The organism is Gammaproteobacteria bacterium, assembly GCA_036381015.1.
Lineage (GTDB): Bacteria > Pseudomonadota > Gammaproteobacteria > Steroidobacterales > Rariloculaceae > ZC4RG20.
In genome coordinates this window covers 1-18,446 of record DASVDR010000006.1, presented here as the reverse complement: position 1 = coordinate 18,446, position 18,446 = coordinate 1, and the positions used below count along the sequence as shown (strand labels likewise).

Genomic DNA, 18,446 nt, shown 5'->3' with positions numbered 1-18,446 from the left:
ACCGTCCGCGGCCAGGGACGGCCGCGGACGAGCCGCAGGGACGCACTGCCGGCGTGTCTCCGAAGGACGATGCTTGCGGCACGTTCGTGCGACGCGCTCACGGCAGCGCTCTTCGAAGCACGCGAAGGCGAGCACTTCCGGCGTGTCTCGGAAGGACGATCCTTGCGGCACGTTCGTGCGCCGCGCTCACGGCAGCGTTCTTTCGAACGGATCCACCCCGACGCGTGCGGTCGAAGCGGACGACGGTCAGGCGAGGCGCGCGCGTCCCTGCGGCCCGAGGTCGACGTGCGTCAGACAGTCGAGCGGGAAGCGCACACCGGCCCGATAGTCGTCGATGCAGCGCAACACGAGAGGGCTTCGCAGCTGCTCGCGGAGGCCGAGCAGCCGATTGCGGCTCATCCAATGGACCGCGAGGATGCCTTCGTCGAGGCGAGGCGAGCCGGAGGGCGGCTCGGCGGCGCCGAGAAAGCTGACGCGCAGGAAGCTCTTCTCCGAAGTCTCGCTGCGCCAAAGATAGATGCCGAGAACGTGCCGGGGCTCGAAGCGATAGCCGGTCTCCTCGCGCGTCTCGCGCACGACGGCGTCGATCAGCGATTCACCCGGCTCGAGATGACCGGCGGGCTGGTTGAAGACGACGCGGCCGCAAGCGAGCTCCTCGACGATCAGAAATTGGCCGTCGCGCTCGATCACGGCGGCAACCGTGACGTCGATCCGGGGCTGCATCAGCTCCGCTTGCCGCGCGTTGCGGCCGTGTTCCAATGGCGATGCATCGGCTGGCGGTCGTCGTTACGTTTTGGCCGCCATTATACCTGAAGCTGTCGCAGCTCCGGCTCGATCTCGCACGCGTGCCACAACGAGTCGAAGACGTCGAGGTAGCGCCGTACGACCGGCGGTTGGAACGTGTCGGCCACGCCCTCCCAGCTTTCCGCGCGGGCGCGATATACGATCGCGTGATCGTCCGCGATGCAGAACGCCTCCGGATGAGTGCGGAATTGCGGCTTGACGTTGCGAAACTCGATGTAGCTGTTCAAACGCCGCCCCATCGAGACGAAGCGATTACCGTCCTTCATCGCGCGCGCCGGGTCCGCGATCAGCACGCGCACGCGGGCGAAAGTGCGGGCGAGGACGAAGCGCTTCAGCGTCTCCAGGAATTCGTCGTGATCGTAGACCTCTGGCTCGAGATCATGAGTGAGAATCGCGAGCGAGCGGTTCGCGAGCCCGGTGATTTGCGACACGGCCGCCCGAACCTCCTCGAGCGTGGACAGCACTTGCCGGGCGCTCCGGCGTTTGTTCTGCTCTGCCAGCCCTGCCATGGCCGCCTCGATCCTTCAACGACGTGGGAAGCGCGGCGACGATCGTTGTTCTCGAGAAGAACCGCGCCGGCCGTCAGTGTTCGTCACCGGCTCGACGAATGCTGTGGCATGCGTCACGTTTTGCCGTCGATTCCTCCGTAAGGGCCCGTTTTTCGGCGAAAAGCCCTGATTCGTCAGATGCCCCGAGCGAGGGCCGCCGCGAGCCCGACGTAGTCCGACGGCCGGAGCGCCAGCAGGCGCGCTCGAGTCTCGTCCGGCAGGTCGAGCCGGGCGATGAACTCGCGAAGGGCGCCCTCCGTGACGCCGCGCCCGCGGGTCAAAGCCTTCAGCTGCTCATACGCGTCGGGGATGCCGTGACGGCGCATCACGGTCTGAATCGCTTCGGCGAGCACCTCCCAGTTGCCTTCGAGATCCTCGGCGATCCGGCCGAGATCCGCGTCGAGCTTGCCGAGGCCTCTCTGGCACGACTCGAACGCGATCAGGCTGTGCCCGAGCGCCACGGCGACGTTGCGCAGCACCGTGGAGTCCGTGAGGTCGCGCTGCCAGCGCGACAACGGCAGCTTCGCGGCGAGGAACTCGAGAAGGGCGTTCGCGACGCCGAGGTTCCCTTCCGCGTTCTCGAACTCGATCGGATTGACCTTGTGCGGCATCGTCGACGAGCCCACCTCGCCGGCAACGGCGCGCGGGCGGAAGTAGCCGAGGCTCACGTAGCCCCAGAGGTCGCGGCAGAGGTCGATGACGACGGTGTTGAAGCGCGACAGCGCCTGACAGTATTCCGCGATCCAGTCGTGGGGCTCGATCTGGGTGGAATAGGCCGTGAATTCGAGACCGAGCGACTCGACGAACCGCGACGCGATGGCGAGCCAATCGGCGTCGGGGTACGCGGCGACGTGCGCGTTGAAATTGCCCACCGCACCGTTGAACTTTCCGAGCACGCGGACATGGGCGAACTGTTCGCTCTGCCGGCGCAGGCGGTGGACGAAGTTCGCGAGCTCCTTGCCGAGGGTCGTGGGCGACGCCGGTTGGCCGTGCGTCCGCGCGAGCATCGGCACGTCGGCAAAGCGGTGCGCGAGGACTCGCAGATCGATCGCGAGCTGGCGCATCAGAGGAAGCAGAACGCGCTGGCGGGCGTCGCGAAGCATCAGCGCATATGCGAGATTGTTGATATCTTCGGAAGTGCTTGCAAAATGCAGGAACGGCGCGAGATCGCCCGCGGCCGTGGAGATGCCCTCGAGCTTCTGCCGGAGGAAGTACTCCACGGCCTTCACGTCGTGGTTGGTCTCGAGCTCGAGCTCCTTGACGCGGCGCGCCTCCTCGTGCCCGAAGTGATCCACGACCGCGTTCAGCACGTCCTTGACGGGCGCTTCCAGCGTGCGGATGTCCGGCACGCCGGGCTCGTCGGCGAGGTGCTGGAGCCAGCGTACCTCGATCAGCACGCGATAGCGGATCAGCGCGAGCTCGGACAGGTAGTCGCGCAGCGGCGCCGCCTTGGGCGCGTAGCGGCCGTCGAGCGGCGACAGCGCGGTCAGCGTAGTGGACTCCACAGGAACTCGGTGCCCTGCCGAAAAGCCCGCCGGACGGCTCGGTCGCCGCATGCTCACGGACGGGCTTCTATACAACGATTTACGGAGTGCGCATCATACACGCTTCGCTCCCGATCTCCGACACCGCGCAGCGTCGCCGTCGCGGCGGACGCCGGCTGCCCGGAGACGGGGAGACGCGCAGAAGGAACGACGGCGGAGGATGGGACAATGACGGCCGAGCATCGAACGGAAAGGGACAGCATGGGCGAGCTCCAGGTCCCCGCCGATGCGCTCTGGGGTGCGCAGACGCAGCGCGCCGTGAACAATTTCCCGATCAGCGGGCTGCGGATGCCGGGCCGCTTCATTCATTCGCTCGGGCTCATCAAGTGGGCCGCCGCGAAGGTCAACGAGGAGCTCGGACTGCTGCCCGAGGACGTGGCGCGTGCGATCCAAGCCGCCGCGCTCGACGTCGCTGCCGGCAAGCACGATGCGCACTTCCCGGTCGACGTCTTCCAGACGGGTTCGGGGACCAGCTCGAACATGAACGCGAACGAGGTGATCGCGACGCTCGCGTCGCGGACCCTCGGCCGCCCCGTGCATCCGAACGACCACGTGAACATGGGGCAGAGCAGCAACGACGTCGTGCCTTCGGCGATCCACGTCGGCGCCGCGTTGGGCCTGACCGAGCAGCTGTTGCCGGCGCTGAATCACCTCGCGGACGTGATCGAGGCGAAAGCTCGCAGCCTCGCCTCCGTCGTCAAGACCGGCAGGACGCATCTGATGGATGCGATGCCGGTGCGTTTCGACCAGGAGCTCGGCGGCTGGGCCGCGCAGATCCGCACCGACTACCAGCGGATCGCCGGCGTCATGACGCGGCTTTCCAGTCTCGCCCAAGGCGGCACGGCGGTCGGCACCGGCATCAACGCGCATCCGGAGTTCGGCGTGCGGGTTGCGGCGGCGCTGGCCTCGCGAACCGGCATTGCGTTTCGGCCTGCCGACAGCTATTTCGAGGCGTTGAGCTCGCAGGACACGGCGGTCGAGCTTTCCGGGCAGCTGAAGACCCTGGCCGTCGGGCTGACGAAGATCGCGAACGATCTGCGCTGGATGAACAGCGGTCCGCTGGCGGGCCTCGGCGAGATCGCGCTGCCCGCGCTTCAGCCGGGCAGCAGCATCATGCCCGGCAAGGTCAATCCCGTCGTGCCGGAAGCCGTCGCGATGGTGGGCGCCCAAGTCGTCGGCAACGACGCGACGATCACGATCGCCGGGCAGTCCGGAAATTTCCAGTTGAACGTCATGCTCCCCGTCATCGCGCACAACCTCCTTCAGAGCATCGAGCTGCTGGCGAACGCCGCGCGCGTCCTCGCCGATTCCGCAATCGAGGGGTTCACCGTCAACGAGGATCGACTGCGCGCGGCGCTCGAGCGCAACCCGATCCTCGTCACCGCGCTGAACCCGGTCATCGGCTACGAGAAAGGCGCGTCGATCGCGAAGCGCGCGTACCGCGAGGGCCGCCCGATTCGCGACGTCGCGGCCGAAGAGACGGAGCTGGGCGCGGAGAAGCTCGCCGCGCTGCTCGACCCGCGCGAGTTGACGAAGGGCGGCATCAAGCGCTGAGGCGTCCGCGGCCGAGCGCGCTCATGACCTCGCGAGCGACCGGCTCGACCGCGCTGCAGGCGCTCATCGAGAAGCGGCTCGCGTCCGCGCCGCACGACCGTGACGCCCGCGAGGCGATGCTCGCGAACGTCGAGGGCGAGGTCTCGGCCGCGCTGCGCGAGGTGCTCGCGCAGCCCGCGCACGACGCGGCCGTGCTCATGGCGCTCGTCGAGCGGCCGGGCGGCCTGACCGTGCTGTTCACCGAACGCGCGCCGCACCTCGCGCATCATCCGGGGCAGGTGAGCTTTCCCGGGGGACGAATCGACGGACCGGACGAGGACGCGGTCGGCGCGGCCCTCCGCGAAGCCTGGGAGGAGATTCGGCTGCCGCCCGCCGACGTCCGCGTCGCGGGACTCCTTCCCCGTCACGTGACCGGCACGGGCTTCATGGTCACGCCGGTCGTCGGCTTCGTGCACGGGCGCTTCCGGCCGTCGCCCGACCCGGCCGAGGTCGCGTCGGTGTTCGAGGTCCCGCTCGACATCATCCTCGCTCCCGGCAGCCTCCGCACGGTCCGGCACGAGCGGCACGGCACGCGCTTCCGCGTGCACGAGCTGGAGTACGAGGGGCGCCTGATCTGGGGCGCGACCGCCGCGATGCTCGTCACGTTCAAAGATCTCATTAGTGATGAATAAACAACCCGATACAGGCGATATCTCTAAATTACTGGAAATCATGGCGACGCTGCGCGATCCGGTTCGGGGCTGCCCATGGGATCTCCGGCAGACCTTCGAGACGATCGCGCCTTACACGATCGAGGAAGCTTACGAGGTCGCCGATGCGATCGAGCGAGGCGACCTCGGCGAGCTCGAGGACGAGCTCGGCGACCTGCTGCTGCAGGTCGTCTTTCACGCCCGGATGGCGGAGGAGTCCGGCGCCTTTTCGTTCGCCGACGTCACCCGACGCATCTGCGACAAGATGACGCGCCGCCATCCGCACGTGTTCGACCGCGACCACGTGGGAGACGGCGGGCACGACGAGGCGTGGGATGCGCTGAAGCGCGCCGAGAAGGGCCCGGCCGACAGCGTTCTGGACGGCGTGCCGGCAGGGCTGCCGGCGCTGACGCGCGCGGTGAAGCTCGGGCGGCGCGCGGCCGGCGTCGGCTTCGATTGGCCCGACGAGACGGGGCCCCGCGACAAGGTGCGTGAGGAGCTGGCCGAGCTCGACGAGGCTTTCGCGGGCGGCCGTCGGGAGCGCATCGAGGCCGAGCTCGGCGATGTTTTCTTCGCGCTCGCGAACTTGTGCCGTCACGTCGGCGTCGATCCCGAGCAGTGCGTTCGTGGCGCGAACCGCCGCTTCGAGACTCGATTCAGACGAGTGGAGGCGCTCGTGCGGGAATCCGGCCGGCCCTTCGAACGTCACTCCGCCGCCGAGCTCGACGGATACTGGATCCGCGCGAAGCGCGAGGAGTAGCCGGCCGATCCGAGCCGGGGCGTGCCGCCTCTTCCACATCGCTCGAACGGCGTCCCCCGGCGCGGGACACGGAACGTTCAGCTTCGATTCATCGCCCGCAGCCTAACGTGCGCACCGAGATCCCGCGAAGGGATCGCGAGTGCCAGGAGGTGTGCGATGTTGCGCAGGTGGATGACGATCGGCGCGATGGCCGGGGCGCTGGCCGCGGCCGATGCCGCCGCAGGTCCGAGGGGGATGACCGACTACGTCTACGCGCGGGTCGTGGACGTCGAGCCGATCGTGCGTTACGTCACCGTTCGCCGGCCGCGCGAGGAGTGCTGGGACGAGGTCGTGCAGGTGCCCGTCCGCGACCGTCCCTTCGTCGTCGCGGGGCCCGCGATCGCCGGCGGCCTGATCGGCGGTGCGATCGGTCGCCAGTTCGGGCACGGTGACGGCCGCGACGCGCTGACGCTGCTCGGCGCGATCGCAGGCTCCGCCGTCGCGAGCGAGCGCGCGGCGCGCAACCGCGCATACGAAGGCCACGTGCGGGAGACGACCGTCGAGCGGTGCGAGGTCGTGACGGAGCGGCACACCGAGGAGCGGATCGACGGCTACAGAGTCACCTATCAGTATCGGGGGCGTCGCGACACGATCGTCATGCCGCACCCGCCCGGCGAGCGTGTGCGCCTTCGCGTCACCGCCGTCCCGGTCGGTTACCGATGAGGTGTTGAAAGCTCGTGACGTGACGCGACAGGGCCGCCGGCCGGGGCGGGCCGCGGCCCGCCTCGCGCCCGGGACGCCGCCGGCGTCCTTGACGGCGGCGGACGCCGATTCCAAGCTTCGGGGTCTTTTCGATGGAGAAGGTGCAGGAGCGTGAAGGCGATGGCCCGAGTCGAGCCACGGCGGGCGCCGCGCAGCGTGCGCGTTTCGCGGGCTGCCGCGCGGCTGTGCGCGCTGCCGCTCTGCATGCTCGGCGCACTTGCGTTCGCACGCCCGGTGCCGATGCCGCTCCCGCCGCCCGTGCCCGAGCCCTATCCGGTCGACGCGGTGATGCAGCGGGGGGTCACGCTCGAGCAGGCGATCGCGATGGCCACGCGGCAATATCCGGGGACCGTCGCGAGCGCGAGGACGACGACGCGCGACGGCCGCGTCGTGCACGAGATCCGCATTCTCGGCGAACGCGGCCGCGTCCGCATCGTACGGATCGACGCCGAGACCGGCGAGTTCCTTTGAGCTCGGCGCCGCGGAGCGATCGACGGCGGGCCGCGACGGCGGGCTGACGCAGGCGGACACGACGATGCGCTTGCTGCTTGTGGAGGACGATCAGACGCTCGGCCGCTCGCTCGCGGCTCAGCTCGAGCGCGCGGGATTCAAGGTCGAGCGCGCGGAGGACGGCCGCGAAGGGCTCTACTACGCCACCGAATATCCGATCGATCTCGCGATCGTCGATCTCGGCTTGCCCGGCATCTCCGGTCTGGAGCTCATCCGTGCCGTCCGCGGTAAAGGCAAGGACTATCCGATCCTCGTGTTGACCGCCCGCGACCGCTGGCAAGACAAGGTCGAGGCGCTGAAGCTCGGCGCGGACGACTACGTCGTGAAGCCGTTCCACGTCGAGGAGCTTCTCGCGCGCGTCGATGCGCTCGTGCGGCGGGCCGGCGGGTGGGCGCAATCCGAGCTCGTCTGCGGGCCGGTCCGCCTCGATACCCGCAGTCAGGAGGTGACCGTCGAAGGGCGCCCGCTCGAGCTCACGAGCTTCGAATACAAGCTGCTCGAGTATCTGATGTTGCACGCCGGCGAGGTCGTCTCGAAAACGCAGATCACCGAAGCGCTGTACGACCAGGACTTCGAGCGCGACAGCAACGTGATCGAGGTGTTCATAGGCCGTCTCCGCCGCAAGCTCGATCCGGACGGCGTGATCAAGCCGATCGAGACGCTGCGCGGCCGCGGCTACCGCCTCACGCTCCCCCGGGGCGCGCCGCAGTAAGGAGCTTCCACACGGCGGAAACGGATTATGATCGTCCCATCGAAGGCGGATCGAGGGGCGTCGGCATGAGATTCGAGGGGAGGCTCTCCGCGGGCGGCGCGCTGCTCGCGCTCGCATGGGGAATCGTGCAGGCCCAGCCCGGCGGCGGGCCTTTCGACGAGCGGGCGCGCGACGCGTTGTCGGAGCCCTTCGTCGGCTTGACGCTCGACGAAGGGCCGCCGGAGAAGGGGCTCTTCGAGATCAAGCGGACCGGCGTCTCCACGGAGGCGGTGCGCCGCGCCGCCGTCGATCTGCTCGCAACCTTGAGCGACGAGCAGCGCGCACGGATCCTGTTCCCGGTCGACGACTCCGAATGGCGCAATTGGGCGAACATCCACCGCTTCCCGCGGCAAGGCGTGAGCTTGGACGAGATGAGCGCCGAGCAGCGCGCCGCGGCCTACGACCTGCTCGCCGCCGGATTGAGCGCGAAGGGATACGACACCGCGCGCGACATCATGCGCTTGAATCATCATCTCGCCGAGCTGATCGACAACTTCGACGAGTATGGGGAGTACCTGTACTGGCTCACGATCATGGGGGAGCCTTCGGGCGAGGAGCCCTGGGGATGGCAGCTCGACGGGCACCATCTCGTGATCAACTACTTCGTGCTCGGGGACCAGGTCGTGATGACGCCGACGTTCATGGGCTCGGAGCCGGTGACGTCGACCTCCGGGCGATATGCGGGCACCGAGGTCCTTCAGGTCGAGCAGGACTTGGCGCTCGAGCTGATGGCGTCGTTGAGCGACGCACAGCGCCGCGAGGCGCTCCTGCCGGGCACGAAGAGCCGCGCCGAGAATCTCGCCGAGATGTTCCGCGACAATGTCACCGTCCCAATCGACGGCATTCGCGCCACGCGCCTCGAGCCGGCGCAACGGGATCGCCTGCTCGCGCTCATCAGAGCGTACGTCGACAACATGGACGCCGGGCACGCCAAGGTGAAGATGGACGAGGTCAGGGCGCATTTCGACCGGACCTACTTCGCGTGGAAAGGAGCCGTCGGTCCGGACGGCGTCTTTTACTACCGCATCGTCAATCCGGTGATCTACATCGAATTCGATCACCAAGGCCCGGTCGCCCTCGCCGGGCCGCGCGACGTCGCGACGCGTAATCACATCCACACCGTCGTGCGTACGCCTAACGGCAACGACTACGGCCGGGATCTGCTTCGCCAGCATTACGAGGCGTACCGCGACGATCCGAGCCACGGCCACGTGTCGCCGCCGCCGAACTGACCTCGCGGTCACGCGCCGTGGTCCGCTGCGATCGCCGCCAACGTGCGTGGGTCCGAAGGCGCGCCGTGCGCCCGGCGCGCGGGCATGGCCGCGGCGCACGCCGCCGAACGTCCGTCGTCGTCGCGTGCGTCGTCGCGCTCGCAGCGGCAAGCGTCCGGGCCGCGCGCCTCGATCTCGGCTTCGAGGCGGTCGGCACCGGCGGCCTGCCCGTCGGGTGGACCGTCGACGACGAGGACCGCGGCCTCGTGGCCGTGGATTCGACGGTCGCGCTGGAAGGCCTCCGCAGCCTGAGGATCGAAGGCGACGGCCGCGAAGGCGCGGCCCGCGCCGTGCTGCGCATCGCGCCGCCCGACGTCGAAGGCAACCGCCTGCGCATCACGGTTCGGGTCAAGACCGAAGGCGTACAGGGCAGGGCGGCGCCGTGGGTGCGCCTCGAGAGCGACGCGGGGCTCCTTTACGTCGACAGAATGAGCGGCGCTGGCGCGAGCGGCACGTCGGACTGGACCGACTATGCGATCGATGCGCCGGTGCTCGAAGCCGCGACGCGTCTCGAGCTCGGCCTGATGCTGAGCGGCAGGGGCACGGCCTGGTTCGACGAGATCGCGATCGAAGGTTTCGACACGCGGACTCTTCCGGCCCCGTCGCCTGCCGCGCGGCGCTACGTCGAGCGAGCGCTCGAGCTGATTCGCGACAACTCCATGATGCGGGACTCGATCGACTGGCCGAGCTATCGGGCCGGCGTGCTCGCGCAGGCTCGCGGCGCCGCCACGTCCGCCGACACGTACCTCGCGCTCCGGTACGCGCTCGCCCGCCTCGGCGACCACCACAGCTATCTGCTCGCGCCGGACCGCGCCTCGGTGCTCGACCTCGCGCCCGTCTCGAACGCGCGCACGGGACGGCCGCCGGTCGAGCCTCGCGGGGCGCGCCTCGCGGGCGATGTCGCGTACCTTTCGGTCCCCGGCTTCGCCGGCGGCAGCCACGGCGAGCAGGTCGCGCTCGCCGAACGCCTGCAGAGCCTCGTGCGCGAGCTCGATCGGCCGCCGATCTGCGGCTGGATCGTGGATCTGCGGCGCAATTCCGGCGGCAATCTGTGGCCGATGCTCGCCGGCATCGGCCCGCTTGTCGGCGAAGGCGAAGCGGCCGCGGCGGCGTACCCGGGCGGGCGCCGCGTGCCGCTCTGGTACCGGGACGGGAAGGCGGGCCTCGGCGATTACGTGCAGCTGCGGGTTCGAGGCGAGCCGTACCGGCTTGCGCGCCGCGCGCCGATCGCCGTGCTGCTCGGGCCGCGCACGGCGAGCTCCGCCGAGATCCTCGCGATCGCGCTCCGCGGCGGCCCGGACCGGCGCAGCTTCGGCGAGCCCACGCGCGGCGTGAGCACGGGCACGCGGACCTACACGCTGTCGGACGGCGCCGCGCTCGTCCTCGCCGTCGCGGCAACGACCGACCGGAACGGCGCCGTGCACACGGGACCGATCCTGCCGGATGAGCCGGTCGCGAACCGGGGCTTGTCGACGCCGCTTGCGGAGCAGACCGACGTGCAGGCGGCGCTGCGCTGGCTGCACGCCCGATGCGCGAACCTCGACGACGGCATACGCAGCGGCGCCCCGGTTGCCGATCGGCTCGAAGGACAGAACGAGGCGGACCGCCTCCTCTAAGAAAAAGGGGCGCCGCGGGTCCGGCGCTACAGCAGCAGAGGGCGGTTCGGCAGCTCGTCCGGTGTCTCGCCGGCCGCCGGGAACTCGCGCGCCGCGAGCGCGCTGACCTCGGCGATTCCGGCGAGCGCGCCGTCCCGCCATTGGCCGCGCTCGAAGCAGCGATCCATCGCATCGACGGCACGCCGCCATTCGTCGGCGGTCACGCGCCCGTCGAAGCCGTGGTCGGCGACGATCTCGACGGCCTTTTCCGCAATCAGCACGTAGATCAGAACGCCGTTGTTCTCGGCGGTATCCCAGATCTCGAGGTCGGCGAAGACCTCGTACGCCCGGCGCCGCGCGGACGGGCAGCGCCAGAGCGACTTCACGTCCAGCGCGGCCTCGACCGCGAAGCGGATCTCGGCGCGGTGCGTGCGCTCGGATTCCGCGATTGCCTGCTCGATCGCGTTCAGCGTCGCGGGATCGAAGCGCCGGGTCAGCGTCCAGCGCGTGGCCGCGGCATGCCGCCAGATACGCATCTCGCTACCAGCCTCCGGAGGCGCCGCCGCCGCCGAATCGGCCGCCGCCGCGGCGAAACCCGCCGCCGAATCCGCCGCCACCGAAACCGCCGCCGCCGCGCCCGAGGCCGCCGAGAAACACGTGCGCGCCGCGGCGTCCGCTCGACCAGCGTCCCGGGCCTCCGGTGCCGCCGGCGAGCGCGATGATGAACACGATCACGCCGGCGACGAACGACACGAGCAGCCCGCCCGCGACGAGCCACGCGACGAAGCCGGCGCCGGCACCGAGCACGGCGGGACCGAGCACCGATCCGAGCAGCCGCCGCACGATCGGCGCGAAGAGCACTGCCGCGACCACGAGCAGAGGCAGCACGCTGGAGACCGCGCCCGGCGCGTCGCGCCCACGAGCGTCGACCGGCGGGGGCAGCGACTCGCCTTCGATCAACGCCGCGACCGCGTCGAGCCCCGCGTCGATTCCCCCGGCATAGTCCCCGACGTAGAACCGAGGCACGATCCTTTCGTCGATGATGCGGTTCGCGATCGCGTCCGGAATGGCACCCTCGAGCCCGTAGCCGACCTCGAAGCGCAGCCGGCGATCGTCCTTCGCAATCAACAGCAGCAGGCCGTCGTCGACGCCGGCGCGGCCGAGCTGCCACGTCTCGACGACTCGAAGGGCGTACTGCTCGATGGCTTCCGGCACCGTCGTCGGCACGATCAGTACCGCGACTTGCGCGCCCGTTCGCTCCTCGAGCGCCGCGAGGCGCGTGTTCAACGCGTCGAGGGCTTCGGGCGCCAGTGTGTCCGTGAGGTCCATCGCGCGCGCCGTGAGCGGCGGCACCGGCTGCTGAGCGCGCGCGGTGGTTGCAAGGGCGAGCAGCGCAAGGACGATGACGAGAAACGTCGCGCTCCGCACCGCGCCCGCAGTGCCCGCGCGGATCACGGCAGCACGCGAGCCTTCATTCGTCGCGCTCGAAGTCCACCTGCGGCGGCCGCGAGATCGCCGCTTCGTCGTCGACCGTGAAGTTCGGCTTCACGTCGTAGCCGAAGAGCATCGCGGTCAGGTTCGTCGGGAAGCGGCGCACGACGAGGTTGTAGCGGCGGATCGCTTCGATGTAGCGGTTGCGGGCGACGGTGATGCGGTTCTCCGTGCCTTCGAGCTGAGCTTGCAGATCCCGGAAGTTCTGGTTGGACCGCAGCTCGGGGTAGCGCTCGACGACGACGAGCAGGCGCGACAACGCGTTCGACAGCTCGCCCTGAGCGGCCTGGAACTGCTGGAAGGCCTCGGGGTCGTCGAGCAGATCCGGTGTCGCCTGGATGGAGCCGACGCGCGCTCGGGCCTCGGTCACGCCGATCAGCACTTCCTGCTCCTGGGCGGCGAACGCCCTGACCGTCTCGACCAGATTGGGGATCAAATCCGCCCTGCGCTGATACTGGTTCAGCACCTCGGACCACGCCGCGTTCGCCTGCTCGTCGGCCTCCTGGAGCTGGTTGTAGCCGCAGCCAGACAGCGACAGCACGACGAGCCAGACCGCAAAGCTGCGCAACCACATCCTGCACCTCCGCATGCGCACGAGCGTCCCGTCAAGCATCATGTACAGGCACTTGCGGGACGCCACACTAGTGTATCTTGGGCGCCCCCGGCCGGCGCCCTTGATTACAATGCGGCTCCTACGCCCATCGGCTGGACGCCCGTTCGATCCTGATGGCTCTGGTCCGCTCCCTTCGTGCCCGCGTGCTCCTCTGGGTCAGCGTCGCGCTGACCGTGCTGTTCGCCGTGACGGTCGCAACGCTCGACGCGACGTTCCGCCGAAGCACGGAGACGGCGCGCCGCGAGGTGCTCGAGGCGCAGGTCCTCGGCCTGATCGGCCTTGCCGAGCCGACGTCCGACGGCGAGCTCACGCTGCCGCCGGCGCTGCTCGACCCCCAATTCCAGGTGCCCGACTCCGGGGTCTACGGCATCCTGTGGGATGCGGAAGGGCACACGCTCTGGCAGTCGGGCTCGCTGCTCGGCCGGGAGCTCTCGGTGAAGTCCCTGCCCGAGCCGGGCGTGCCGCGCTACGTCGCGTTGCGGCCGGACGGCTTCCCGCCGCTCGAAGCCCTGCTGCTGACCACGACGTGGCCGTTCGACGACGGGCACGTCGAGCCGTTCACGTTCGGCATCGCCGTGTCGCTCGATCCTTATCTCGAGCGCCAGAGCGCGTTCAGAAGCTACCTGATCGGCTGGTTCGCCGCGATCACCGGCGTGACGCTGCTCGTGCTCACTGGGCTCCTGCGGTTCGTGCTCCGGCCGCTGCGCACGCTCGAGCGCCAGGTCCGCGAGGTCGAGGCCGGCCGGCGGCTCGGTCTCACCGGCGATTTCCCTGCCGAGCTCACGCCGCTCGCGCACAACCTGAACGCGTTGATCGGCACGGAGCGCAAGCGCCTCGTGCGCTATCGAAACATGCTCGACGACCTCGCTCACAGCCTGAAGACGCCTCTCGCCGCGATGCGCAGCCTGCTGCCCGAGCTCGGCGACGCCGGCGAGGCGTCGGCGGCGCTCGCGCGCGAGCTCGAGCGGATGGATCAGCGCGTGTCGTATCAGCTGCGGCGGGCGCGCGCGAGCGGCGCGACGGGGCTCGGCGTCGAGCCGGTCGCCGTCGCGGAAGTGCTCGGCGACCTGAAGCGGACTCTCGACAAGGTGTACCGGGACAAGCGCGTCGAGTGCGTGCTGCGCGTGGCCGACGGCGCGGTCTTCCACGGCGACCGCGGGGACTTGACCGAGCTTCTCGGCAACCTGCTCGATAACGCATACAAGTACTGCGGCGGCCGGGTCGAAGCCGCCGCCGGCGTCCGCGACGGCCGCCTCGTCGTGACGATCGGCGACGACGGCGCGGGGATCGACGCGGGCGCGGCGCAGCTGCTCCTCGAGCGCGGAGCCCGCGCGGACGAGTCCGTGCCGGGACACGGCATCGGCCTCGCGGTCGTGCGCGAGACGGTCGAGCTCTACGACGGCACGCTCGCCGTCGCCAAGTCGCCGCTGGGCGGCGCGGAGCTGCGCGTGGAGCTCGGCCGCGCGGGAATCGAACGTGTCGGAGCTGCGGAGGCATGACGGGCTTGAGCGCCCGGCCGCTCCTTGCGGACCGGGCTGAGCTCGAGGCGCGGATCGGCCGGGTGGTCCGCAAGGATCGCCTCGACCTCGAGGCACTGCTGCGCGCGATCGACCGGCGCGCTCGCGCCGGGCGGCCCGTCACGGTGCTCGAGCGCAAGCTCGCGTCGCGGCTCGCCGACGCGGAGGCGCTCGTCGCGAAGCGACGTGCCGTGCGCTACACGCTCGACTATCCGGACACGCTTCCGATATCCGCCGCGCGGCGCGAGATCCTCGAGGCGCTTGCGTCGCATCGCGTGATCATCGTGTGCGGCGATACCGGAAGCGGTAAGACCACGCAGCTGCCGAAGCTGTGCCTCGAGGCCGGTCGAAGCATCACCGGCACGATCGGCCACACGCAGCCGCGTCGCATCGCGGCGCGTGCGGCGGCCGCGCGCCTCGCGGAGGAGCTCGGCGTCGAGCTCGGCGGACCGGTGGGCTACCAGGTCCGCTTCACCGACGAAACCGACCCCGCCTCGCTCGTCAAGGTCATGACCGACGGGATCCTGCTGACCGAGATCCGCCACGATCGCTGGCTCGACGCGTACGACACGATCATCATCGACGAGGCGCACGAGCGCAGTCTGAACGTCGACTTCTTGCTCGGCTTCCTGAAGCGGATCGAGCGACGCCGTCCCGATCTCAAGGTCGTCATCACATCCGCGACCATCGAGCCCGAGCGGTTCGCCGAGCACTTCGGCGGGGCGCCGATCGTGCGCGTCGAGGGCCGCACGTATCCGGTCGAGATTCGCTATCGCCCGCCCGAGCGTGACGCCGACGTGCCGCAAGCCGTGGCGGCGGCCGTCGCGGAGCTCGACAAGGTCGATCTTGCCGCTCTCGGCGGCGGCAGTGCGCGGGACATGCTCGTGTTGCTGCCGGGCGAGCGGTGGATTCGCGACGCGGAACGCGAGCTCAAGGCGTCGGGTTCGAAGGGCTGCGAGATCCTGCCGCTCTACGCGCGGCTCACGGCGGCGCGCCAGCAGCGGATCTTCGCGCCCGGGCCGGCGCCGCGCATCGTGCTCGCGACGAACGTCGCGGAGACGTCGCTCACGGTTCCGCGCATCCGGTTCGTCGTCGACGCCGGCCTCGCGCGGATCAGCCGATACTCGACGCGCCATCGGCTGCAAGCGCTCGGCGTGGAGCCGATCGCGAAGGCGAACGCGGTGCAGCGCGCGGGCCGCTGCGGCCGGCTCGCGCCGGGGATCTGCGTGCGACTCTATTCCGAGGAGGATTTCGAGAAGCGGCGCGACTTCATCGAGCCCGAGATCCTGCGAACGAATCTCGCGGGCGTGGTCCTGAAGCTCGAGTCGCTCGACCTCGGCGGCGTCGACGAGTTTCCCTTCATCGACCCGCCGCCGACCAAGGCGGTAAACGATGCGTACCGCCTGCTGCACTGGCTCGGCGCGCTCGACGCGGAGGGGCGGTTGACCCCCGACGGCGAGGTGATGGGGCGCCTGCCGCTCGATCCGCGCCTCGCGCGGCTGCTGCTCGCGGCGCATCGCCTCGGCGCGCTGCGCGAAGGCCTCGTGCTCGCCGCGGCGCTCGGCGTCGTCGATCCGCGCGAGCAGCCGGCCGACAACGTCGGCGCCGCCCGGCAACGGCACGCGGAGCTGAACGACGACCGCTCCGACTTCACGACGCTGCTGAATCTCTGGAAGACGTATCGGCGCGAGCGCCGGCGCGGCGAGAAGTCGCTGCGCAGGTGGTGCGAGAGCCGCTTCCTGTCGCTCGCGAGACTGCGGGAATGGGAGGACGTGCACCATCAGCTCAAGGAGCTCGTGCGGGGGCTCGGGTGGCGCGCCCATGCGCGCGACGCGAGCTACGAGGCCGTGCACCGCGCCGTGCTTGCTGCGTTCGTCGACTTCGTTGCGGAGAAGAGCGACGCCGGCGGCTACGAAGGCATGCATCACGCGCGCGCGACGATCTTCCCCGGCAGCGGCCTCGCGCAGCGCCGGCCGCGCTGGATCGTCACGGCCGAGCGGGTCGCCACCGAGCGCGTGTATCTGCGGATGGTCGCGCAGGTGAAGCCCGCCTGGGTGCTCGACGCCGCCTCGCACCTGGTCCGTCGCGATTACGAGGAGCCGCACTGGGACCGTCGTCGCGGGCGAGTGATCGCGCGCGAGGTCGTGACGCTCCACGGGCTGACATTGAGCCGCGACCGGCACGTCGATTTCGCGCGCGTCGACCGCGACGAGGCGCGGCGCATCTTCATCCGTTGCGCGCTCGCCGAGGACGATCTCGGTGCCCGAATTCCGTGCATCGAGCGGAATCGCGCGCTCCGCGACCGGGTGCTCTCATGGGAAGCGAAACGGCGCACACGGGACCTGTATGCGGGCGAGCGCGCGGTCGAGGCCTTCTATGCGGCGCGGCTGCCGCGGGACGTCTTCGATCGCGCATCGCTGCGGCGCTGGTGCCGGAGCGAAGCGAACGCGCGGCGCCTAGAGATGCAGGTTCTCGACATCGCGACGCGCGATCCTGCCGAGCTCGATGCCGCCGCCTACCCGGATACGCTCGACGTCGCGGGTCACGCCCTGCCGCTCGAGTACCGCTTCGAGCCCGCGTCGGAGCGCGACGGCATCACGCTCGCCGTCCCGCTTCCGCTCGTGCCGGCGTTGCGGCCGGAGGCGCTCGAGTGGCTCGTGCCGGGTTGGCTCGCGCCGAAGGTGCTCGCGATGCTCCGCGGCTTGCCGAAGGACTTGCGCCGCGCGCTCGTGCCGCTGCCCGATACCGTCGTCGAGATGCTGCCGGAGCTCGAGCGGCGCCGTGCCGCGCTGCCCCTGACGGCCGCGGTCCGCGACGCGCTCGCCGCGCGCGGCGTCGATGTCGGCGCCGCGCTCGACGCGGTACCGGTGCCTGGCGAGTACCTGATGCGCGTCGAGATCCTCGACGCGGACGGCGCGATCGTCGGCGCGGGCCGCGACATCGTCGCGCTCCAGCACCGTTTCGTCTCGGAACGGGGCGAGGCGCCTCCGCCGGAGCAGGGGGGTTGGTCGCGCCGCGGCATCGCGCGCTGGGACTTCGGCGATCTTCCCGACGCCGTGCCCGTCCGCCGCTACGGCACGGAGCTCATGCTGTATCCGGCGCTGCTCGACGTCGACGGCCGCGTCGATCTCGATCTGATCCCGCCCGGGCCGACGGCCTCGGCGCGCCATCGGCTCGGCGTGCGCCGTTTGATTGTGAAGCAGCTACCGCAGCAGGCCGATCTCGTTCGGCGGCGCGTCCTCGACGACCCGGAGCTGCTGCTTTCCTTTCATGGGATCGGAACGGGAGAGGAGCTCGTCGACGATCTTCTTCTCGCAGCCGTCGAGGAGGCGTTCGAGCTCGAGCCGGCGATTCGCGACGCCGCGACGTTCGACGCCCGCGTCCGGGACGGGCGAGGGGCGTTCGTGGGCGCGGCCGAGCGCCTCGCGGCGCTCGCCCGCGATGTGCTCGCAGAATATCGGCGGCTCGCACGCCGGCTCGAGCGGCCGAGCCCGGCCATGCCGGAGGGCGCGGTGGAGGATCTCGACGCGCAGCTCCGGGCCCTGGTCCACCCGGGCTTTCTCGCGGAAACGCCGCCGCGCTGGCGGCCGCATCTGCTCCGTTACCTCAAGGCGGCGGCGATGCGGGTCGAGAAGCTCGCGCAGCGTGCGCCGAAGGATGCCGAGCACCAGGCCGCGGTGCAGGAGGCGGCACGGCGGCTCGACGAATGGCGGCGGCGCCAGCCGCCCGGATGGCCGTGGCCGGACGCGATCGTCGACTACCGCTGGCTGCTCGAGGAGCTGCGAGTGTCGCTGTTCGCGCAGAGTCTCGGCACGTCCCGCCCGGTGTCGGGCAAGCGGCTCGAGGAGGCGTGGCGGCGCGCCGCGGCGTAGCGCGAAGAGCGTTCCCTGAGGTCCGTCGCGCGGCCGGGCTCGCACGAAGAGCGCTCGTTCAAGGCCGCCGCACGGCCGGGGCTTGCTCGAAGAGCGGTTGTTCGAGGCCGCCGCACGACCGGGTCTCGACGTGTGCCTTTGCGAGGCACGCCGGAAGTGCGTCCCTGCGGCTCGTCTGCGGCCATC

Annotated in this window: 16 protein-coding genes; 10 read left to right on the top strand and 6 right to left on the bottom strand. The window is 70.2% G+C overall.

The window, feature by feature from the left end:
- Positions 1–246: 246 nt before the first annotated feature.
- From VF329_01540 to purB, 3 genes are all read right to left on the bottom strand, one after another.
- Positions 247–759, bottom strand: a complete 513-nt coding sequence (locus VF329_01540) for an NUDIX hydrolase (protein ID HEX7079681.1) — start codon at positions 757–759, stop codon at positions 247–249.
- Positions 760–803: 44 nt separating this feature from the next.
- A complete protein-coding gene (locus VF329_01535) occupies positions 804–1,313 on the bottom strand; it encodes a hypothetical protein (GenBank protein HEX7079680.1) in 510 nt (169 codons plus the stop codon).
- A 173-nt stretch (positions 1,314–1,486) separates the two neighbouring features.
- On the bottom strand, positions 1,487–2,857 hold the full coding sequence (purB, locus tag VF329_01530) for an adenylosuccinate lyase (protein HEX7079679.1): 1,371 nt from the start codon (positions 2,855–2,857) through the stop codon (positions 1,487–1,489).
- A gap of 207 nt (positions 2,858–3,064) precedes the next feature.
- Here purB and VF329_01525 point away from each other — a divergent pair, with 207 nt between their 5' ends.
- The 8 genes from VF329_01525 (at position 3,065) to VF329_01490 (ending at position 10,788) form a co-directional block, all read left to right on the top strand.
- Positions 3,065–4,450, top strand: a complete 1,386-nt coding sequence (locus VF329_01525; protein ID HEX7079678.1) for a class II fumarate hydratase — start codon at positions 3,065–3,067, stop codon at positions 4,448–4,450.
- A gap of 23 nt (positions 4,451–4,473) precedes the next feature.
- A complete protein-coding gene (locus VF329_01520; GenBank protein ID HEX7079677.1) occupies positions 4,474–5,121 on the top strand; it encodes a CoA pyrophosphatase in 648 nt (215 codons plus the stop codon).
- Complete coding sequence (mazG, locus tag VF329_01515; GenBank protein HEX7079676.1) at positions 5,114–5,899, top strand: nucleoside triphosphate pyrophosphohydrolase; 786 nt, start codon at positions 5,114–5,116, stop codon at positions 5,897–5,899. Before VF329_01520 ends, mazG begins: the two co-directional genes overlap by 8 nt.
- A gap of 156 nt (positions 5,900–6,055) precedes the next feature.
- Entirely contained in the window at positions 6,056–6,601 is a 546-nt protein-coding gene (locus VF329_01510; GenBank protein ID HEX7079675.1) for a glycine zipper 2TM domain-containing protein, read from the top strand.
- A gap of 159 nt (positions 6,602–6,760) precedes the next feature.
- Positions 6,761–7,111, top strand: coding sequence for a PepSY domain-containing protein (locus VF329_01505; protein ID HEX7079674.1), 351 nt, complete (start codon positions 6,761–6,763; stop codon positions 7,109–7,111).
- Between the two features lie 64 nt (positions 7,112–7,175).
- A complete protein-coding gene (locus tag VF329_01500; GenBank protein ID HEX7079673.1) occupies positions 7,176–7,862 on the top strand; it encodes a response regulator transcription factor in 687 nt (228 codons plus the stop codon).
- 65 nt (positions 7,863–7,927) lie between these two features.
- On the top strand, positions 7,928–9,133 hold the full coding sequence (locus tag VF329_01495) for a DUF3500 domain-containing protein (protein HEX7079672.1): 1,206 nt from the start codon (positions 7,928–7,930) through the stop codon (positions 9,131–9,133).
- A gap of 65 nt (positions 9,134–9,198) precedes the next feature.
- Positions 9,199–10,788: a S41 family peptidase gene (locus VF329_01490; GenBank protein HEX7079671.1), complete on the top strand. Its 1,590-nt coding sequence runs from the start codon at positions 9,199–9,201 to the stop codon at positions 10,786–10,788.
- A 26-nt stretch (positions 10,789–10,814) separates the two neighbouring features.
- On the opposite strand, the gene VF329_01485 is transcribed toward VF329_01490, so the two are convergent.
- Genes VF329_01485 through VF329_01475 form a run of 3 tightly spaced genes read right to left on the bottom strand, consistent with a single transcriptional unit; the run spans position 10,815 to position 12,832 of the window.
- Positions 10,815–11,303, bottom strand: a complete 489-nt coding sequence (locus VF329_01485; protein HEX7079670.1) for a TPM domain-containing protein — start codon at positions 11,301–11,303, stop codon at positions 10,815–10,817.
- Positions 11,304–11,307: 4 nt separating this feature from the next.
- Positions 11,308–12,222: a TPM domain-containing protein gene (locus tag VF329_01480; GenBank protein ID HEX7079669.1), complete on the bottom strand. Its 915-nt coding sequence runs from the start codon at positions 12,220–12,222 to the stop codon at positions 11,308–11,310.
- Positions 12,223–12,238: 16 nt separating this feature from the next.
- Positions 12,239–12,832, bottom strand: coding sequence for a LemA family protein (locus VF329_01475; protein ID HEX7079668.1), 594 nt, complete (start codon positions 12,830–12,832; stop codon positions 12,239–12,241).
- A gap of 152 nt (positions 12,833–12,984) precedes the next feature.
- On the opposite strand from VF329_01475, the gene VF329_01470 reads away from it, so the two are divergent.
- Together VF329_01470 and hrpA are read left to right on the top strand one after the other, a co-directional pair.
- Positions 12,985–14,370, top strand: a complete 1,386-nt coding sequence (locus VF329_01470) for an ATP-binding protein (protein ID HEX7079667.1) — start codon at positions 12,985–12,987, stop codon at positions 14,368–14,370.
- Positions 14,367–18,260 carry an ATP-dependent RNA helicase HrpA gene (gene hrpA, locus VF329_01465; GenBank protein ID HEX7079666.1) on the top strand — a complete coding sequence of 1,298 codons (3,894 nt, stop codon included), beginning with the start codon at positions 14,367–14,369 and terminating at the stop codon, positions 18,258–18,260. Before VF329_01470 ends, hrpA begins: the two co-directional genes overlap by 4 nt.
- Positions 18,261–18,446 lie beyond the last annotated feature (186 nt).

Excerpts from the sequence above, each read along its gene's own strand:
- VF329_01510 (HEX7079675.1), top strand. The coding sequence starts at position 6,056 with ATGTTGCGCAGGTGGATGACGATCGGCGCGATGGCCGGGGCGCTGGCC.
- VF329_01505 (HEX7079674.1), top strand. The coding sequence starts at position 6,761 with ATGGCCCGAGTCGAGCCACGGCGGGCGCCGCGCAGCGTGCGCGTTTCG.
- VF329_01475 (HEX7079668.1), bottom strand. The coding sequence starts at position 12,832 with ATGTGGTTGCGCAGCTTTGCGGTCTGGCTCGTCGTGCTGTCGCTGTCT.
- mazG (HEX7079676.1), top strand. The coding sequence starts at position 5,114 with ATGAATAAACAACCCGATACAGGCGATATCTCTAAATTACTGGAAATC.
- VF329_01535 (HEX7079680.1), bottom strand. The coding sequence starts at position 1,313 with ATGGCAGGGCTGGCAGAGCAGAACAAACGCCGGAGCGCCCGGCAAGTG.
- hrpA (HEX7079666.1), top strand. The coding sequence starts at position 14,367 with ATGACGGGCTTGAGCGCCCGGCCGCTCCTTGCGGACCGGGCTGAGCTC.
- VF329_01525 (HEX7079678.1), top strand. The coding sequence starts at position 3,065 with ATGACGGCCGAGCATCGAACGGAAAGGGACAGCATGGGCGAGCTCCAG.
- VF329_01495 (HEX7079672.1), top strand. The coding sequence starts at position 7,928 with ATGAGATTCGAGGGGAGGCTCTCCGCGGGCGGCGCGCTGCTCGCGCTC.
- VF329_01500 (HEX7079673.1), top strand. The coding sequence starts at position 7,176 with ATGCGCTTGCTGCTTGTGGAGGACGATCAGACGCTCGGCCGCTCGCTC.
- VF329_01470 (HEX7079667.1), top strand. The coding sequence starts at position 12,985 with ATGGCTCTGGTCCGCTCCCTTCGTGCCCGCGTGCTCCTCTGGGTCAGC.
- VF329_01485 (HEX7079670.1), bottom strand. The coding sequence starts at position 11,303 with ATGCGTATCTGGCGGCATGCCGCGGCCACGCGCTGGACGCTGACCCGG.
- VF329_01520 (HEX7079677.1), top strand. The coding sequence starts at position 4,474 with ATGACCTCGCGAGCGACCGGCTCGACCGCGCTGCAGGCGCTCATCGAG.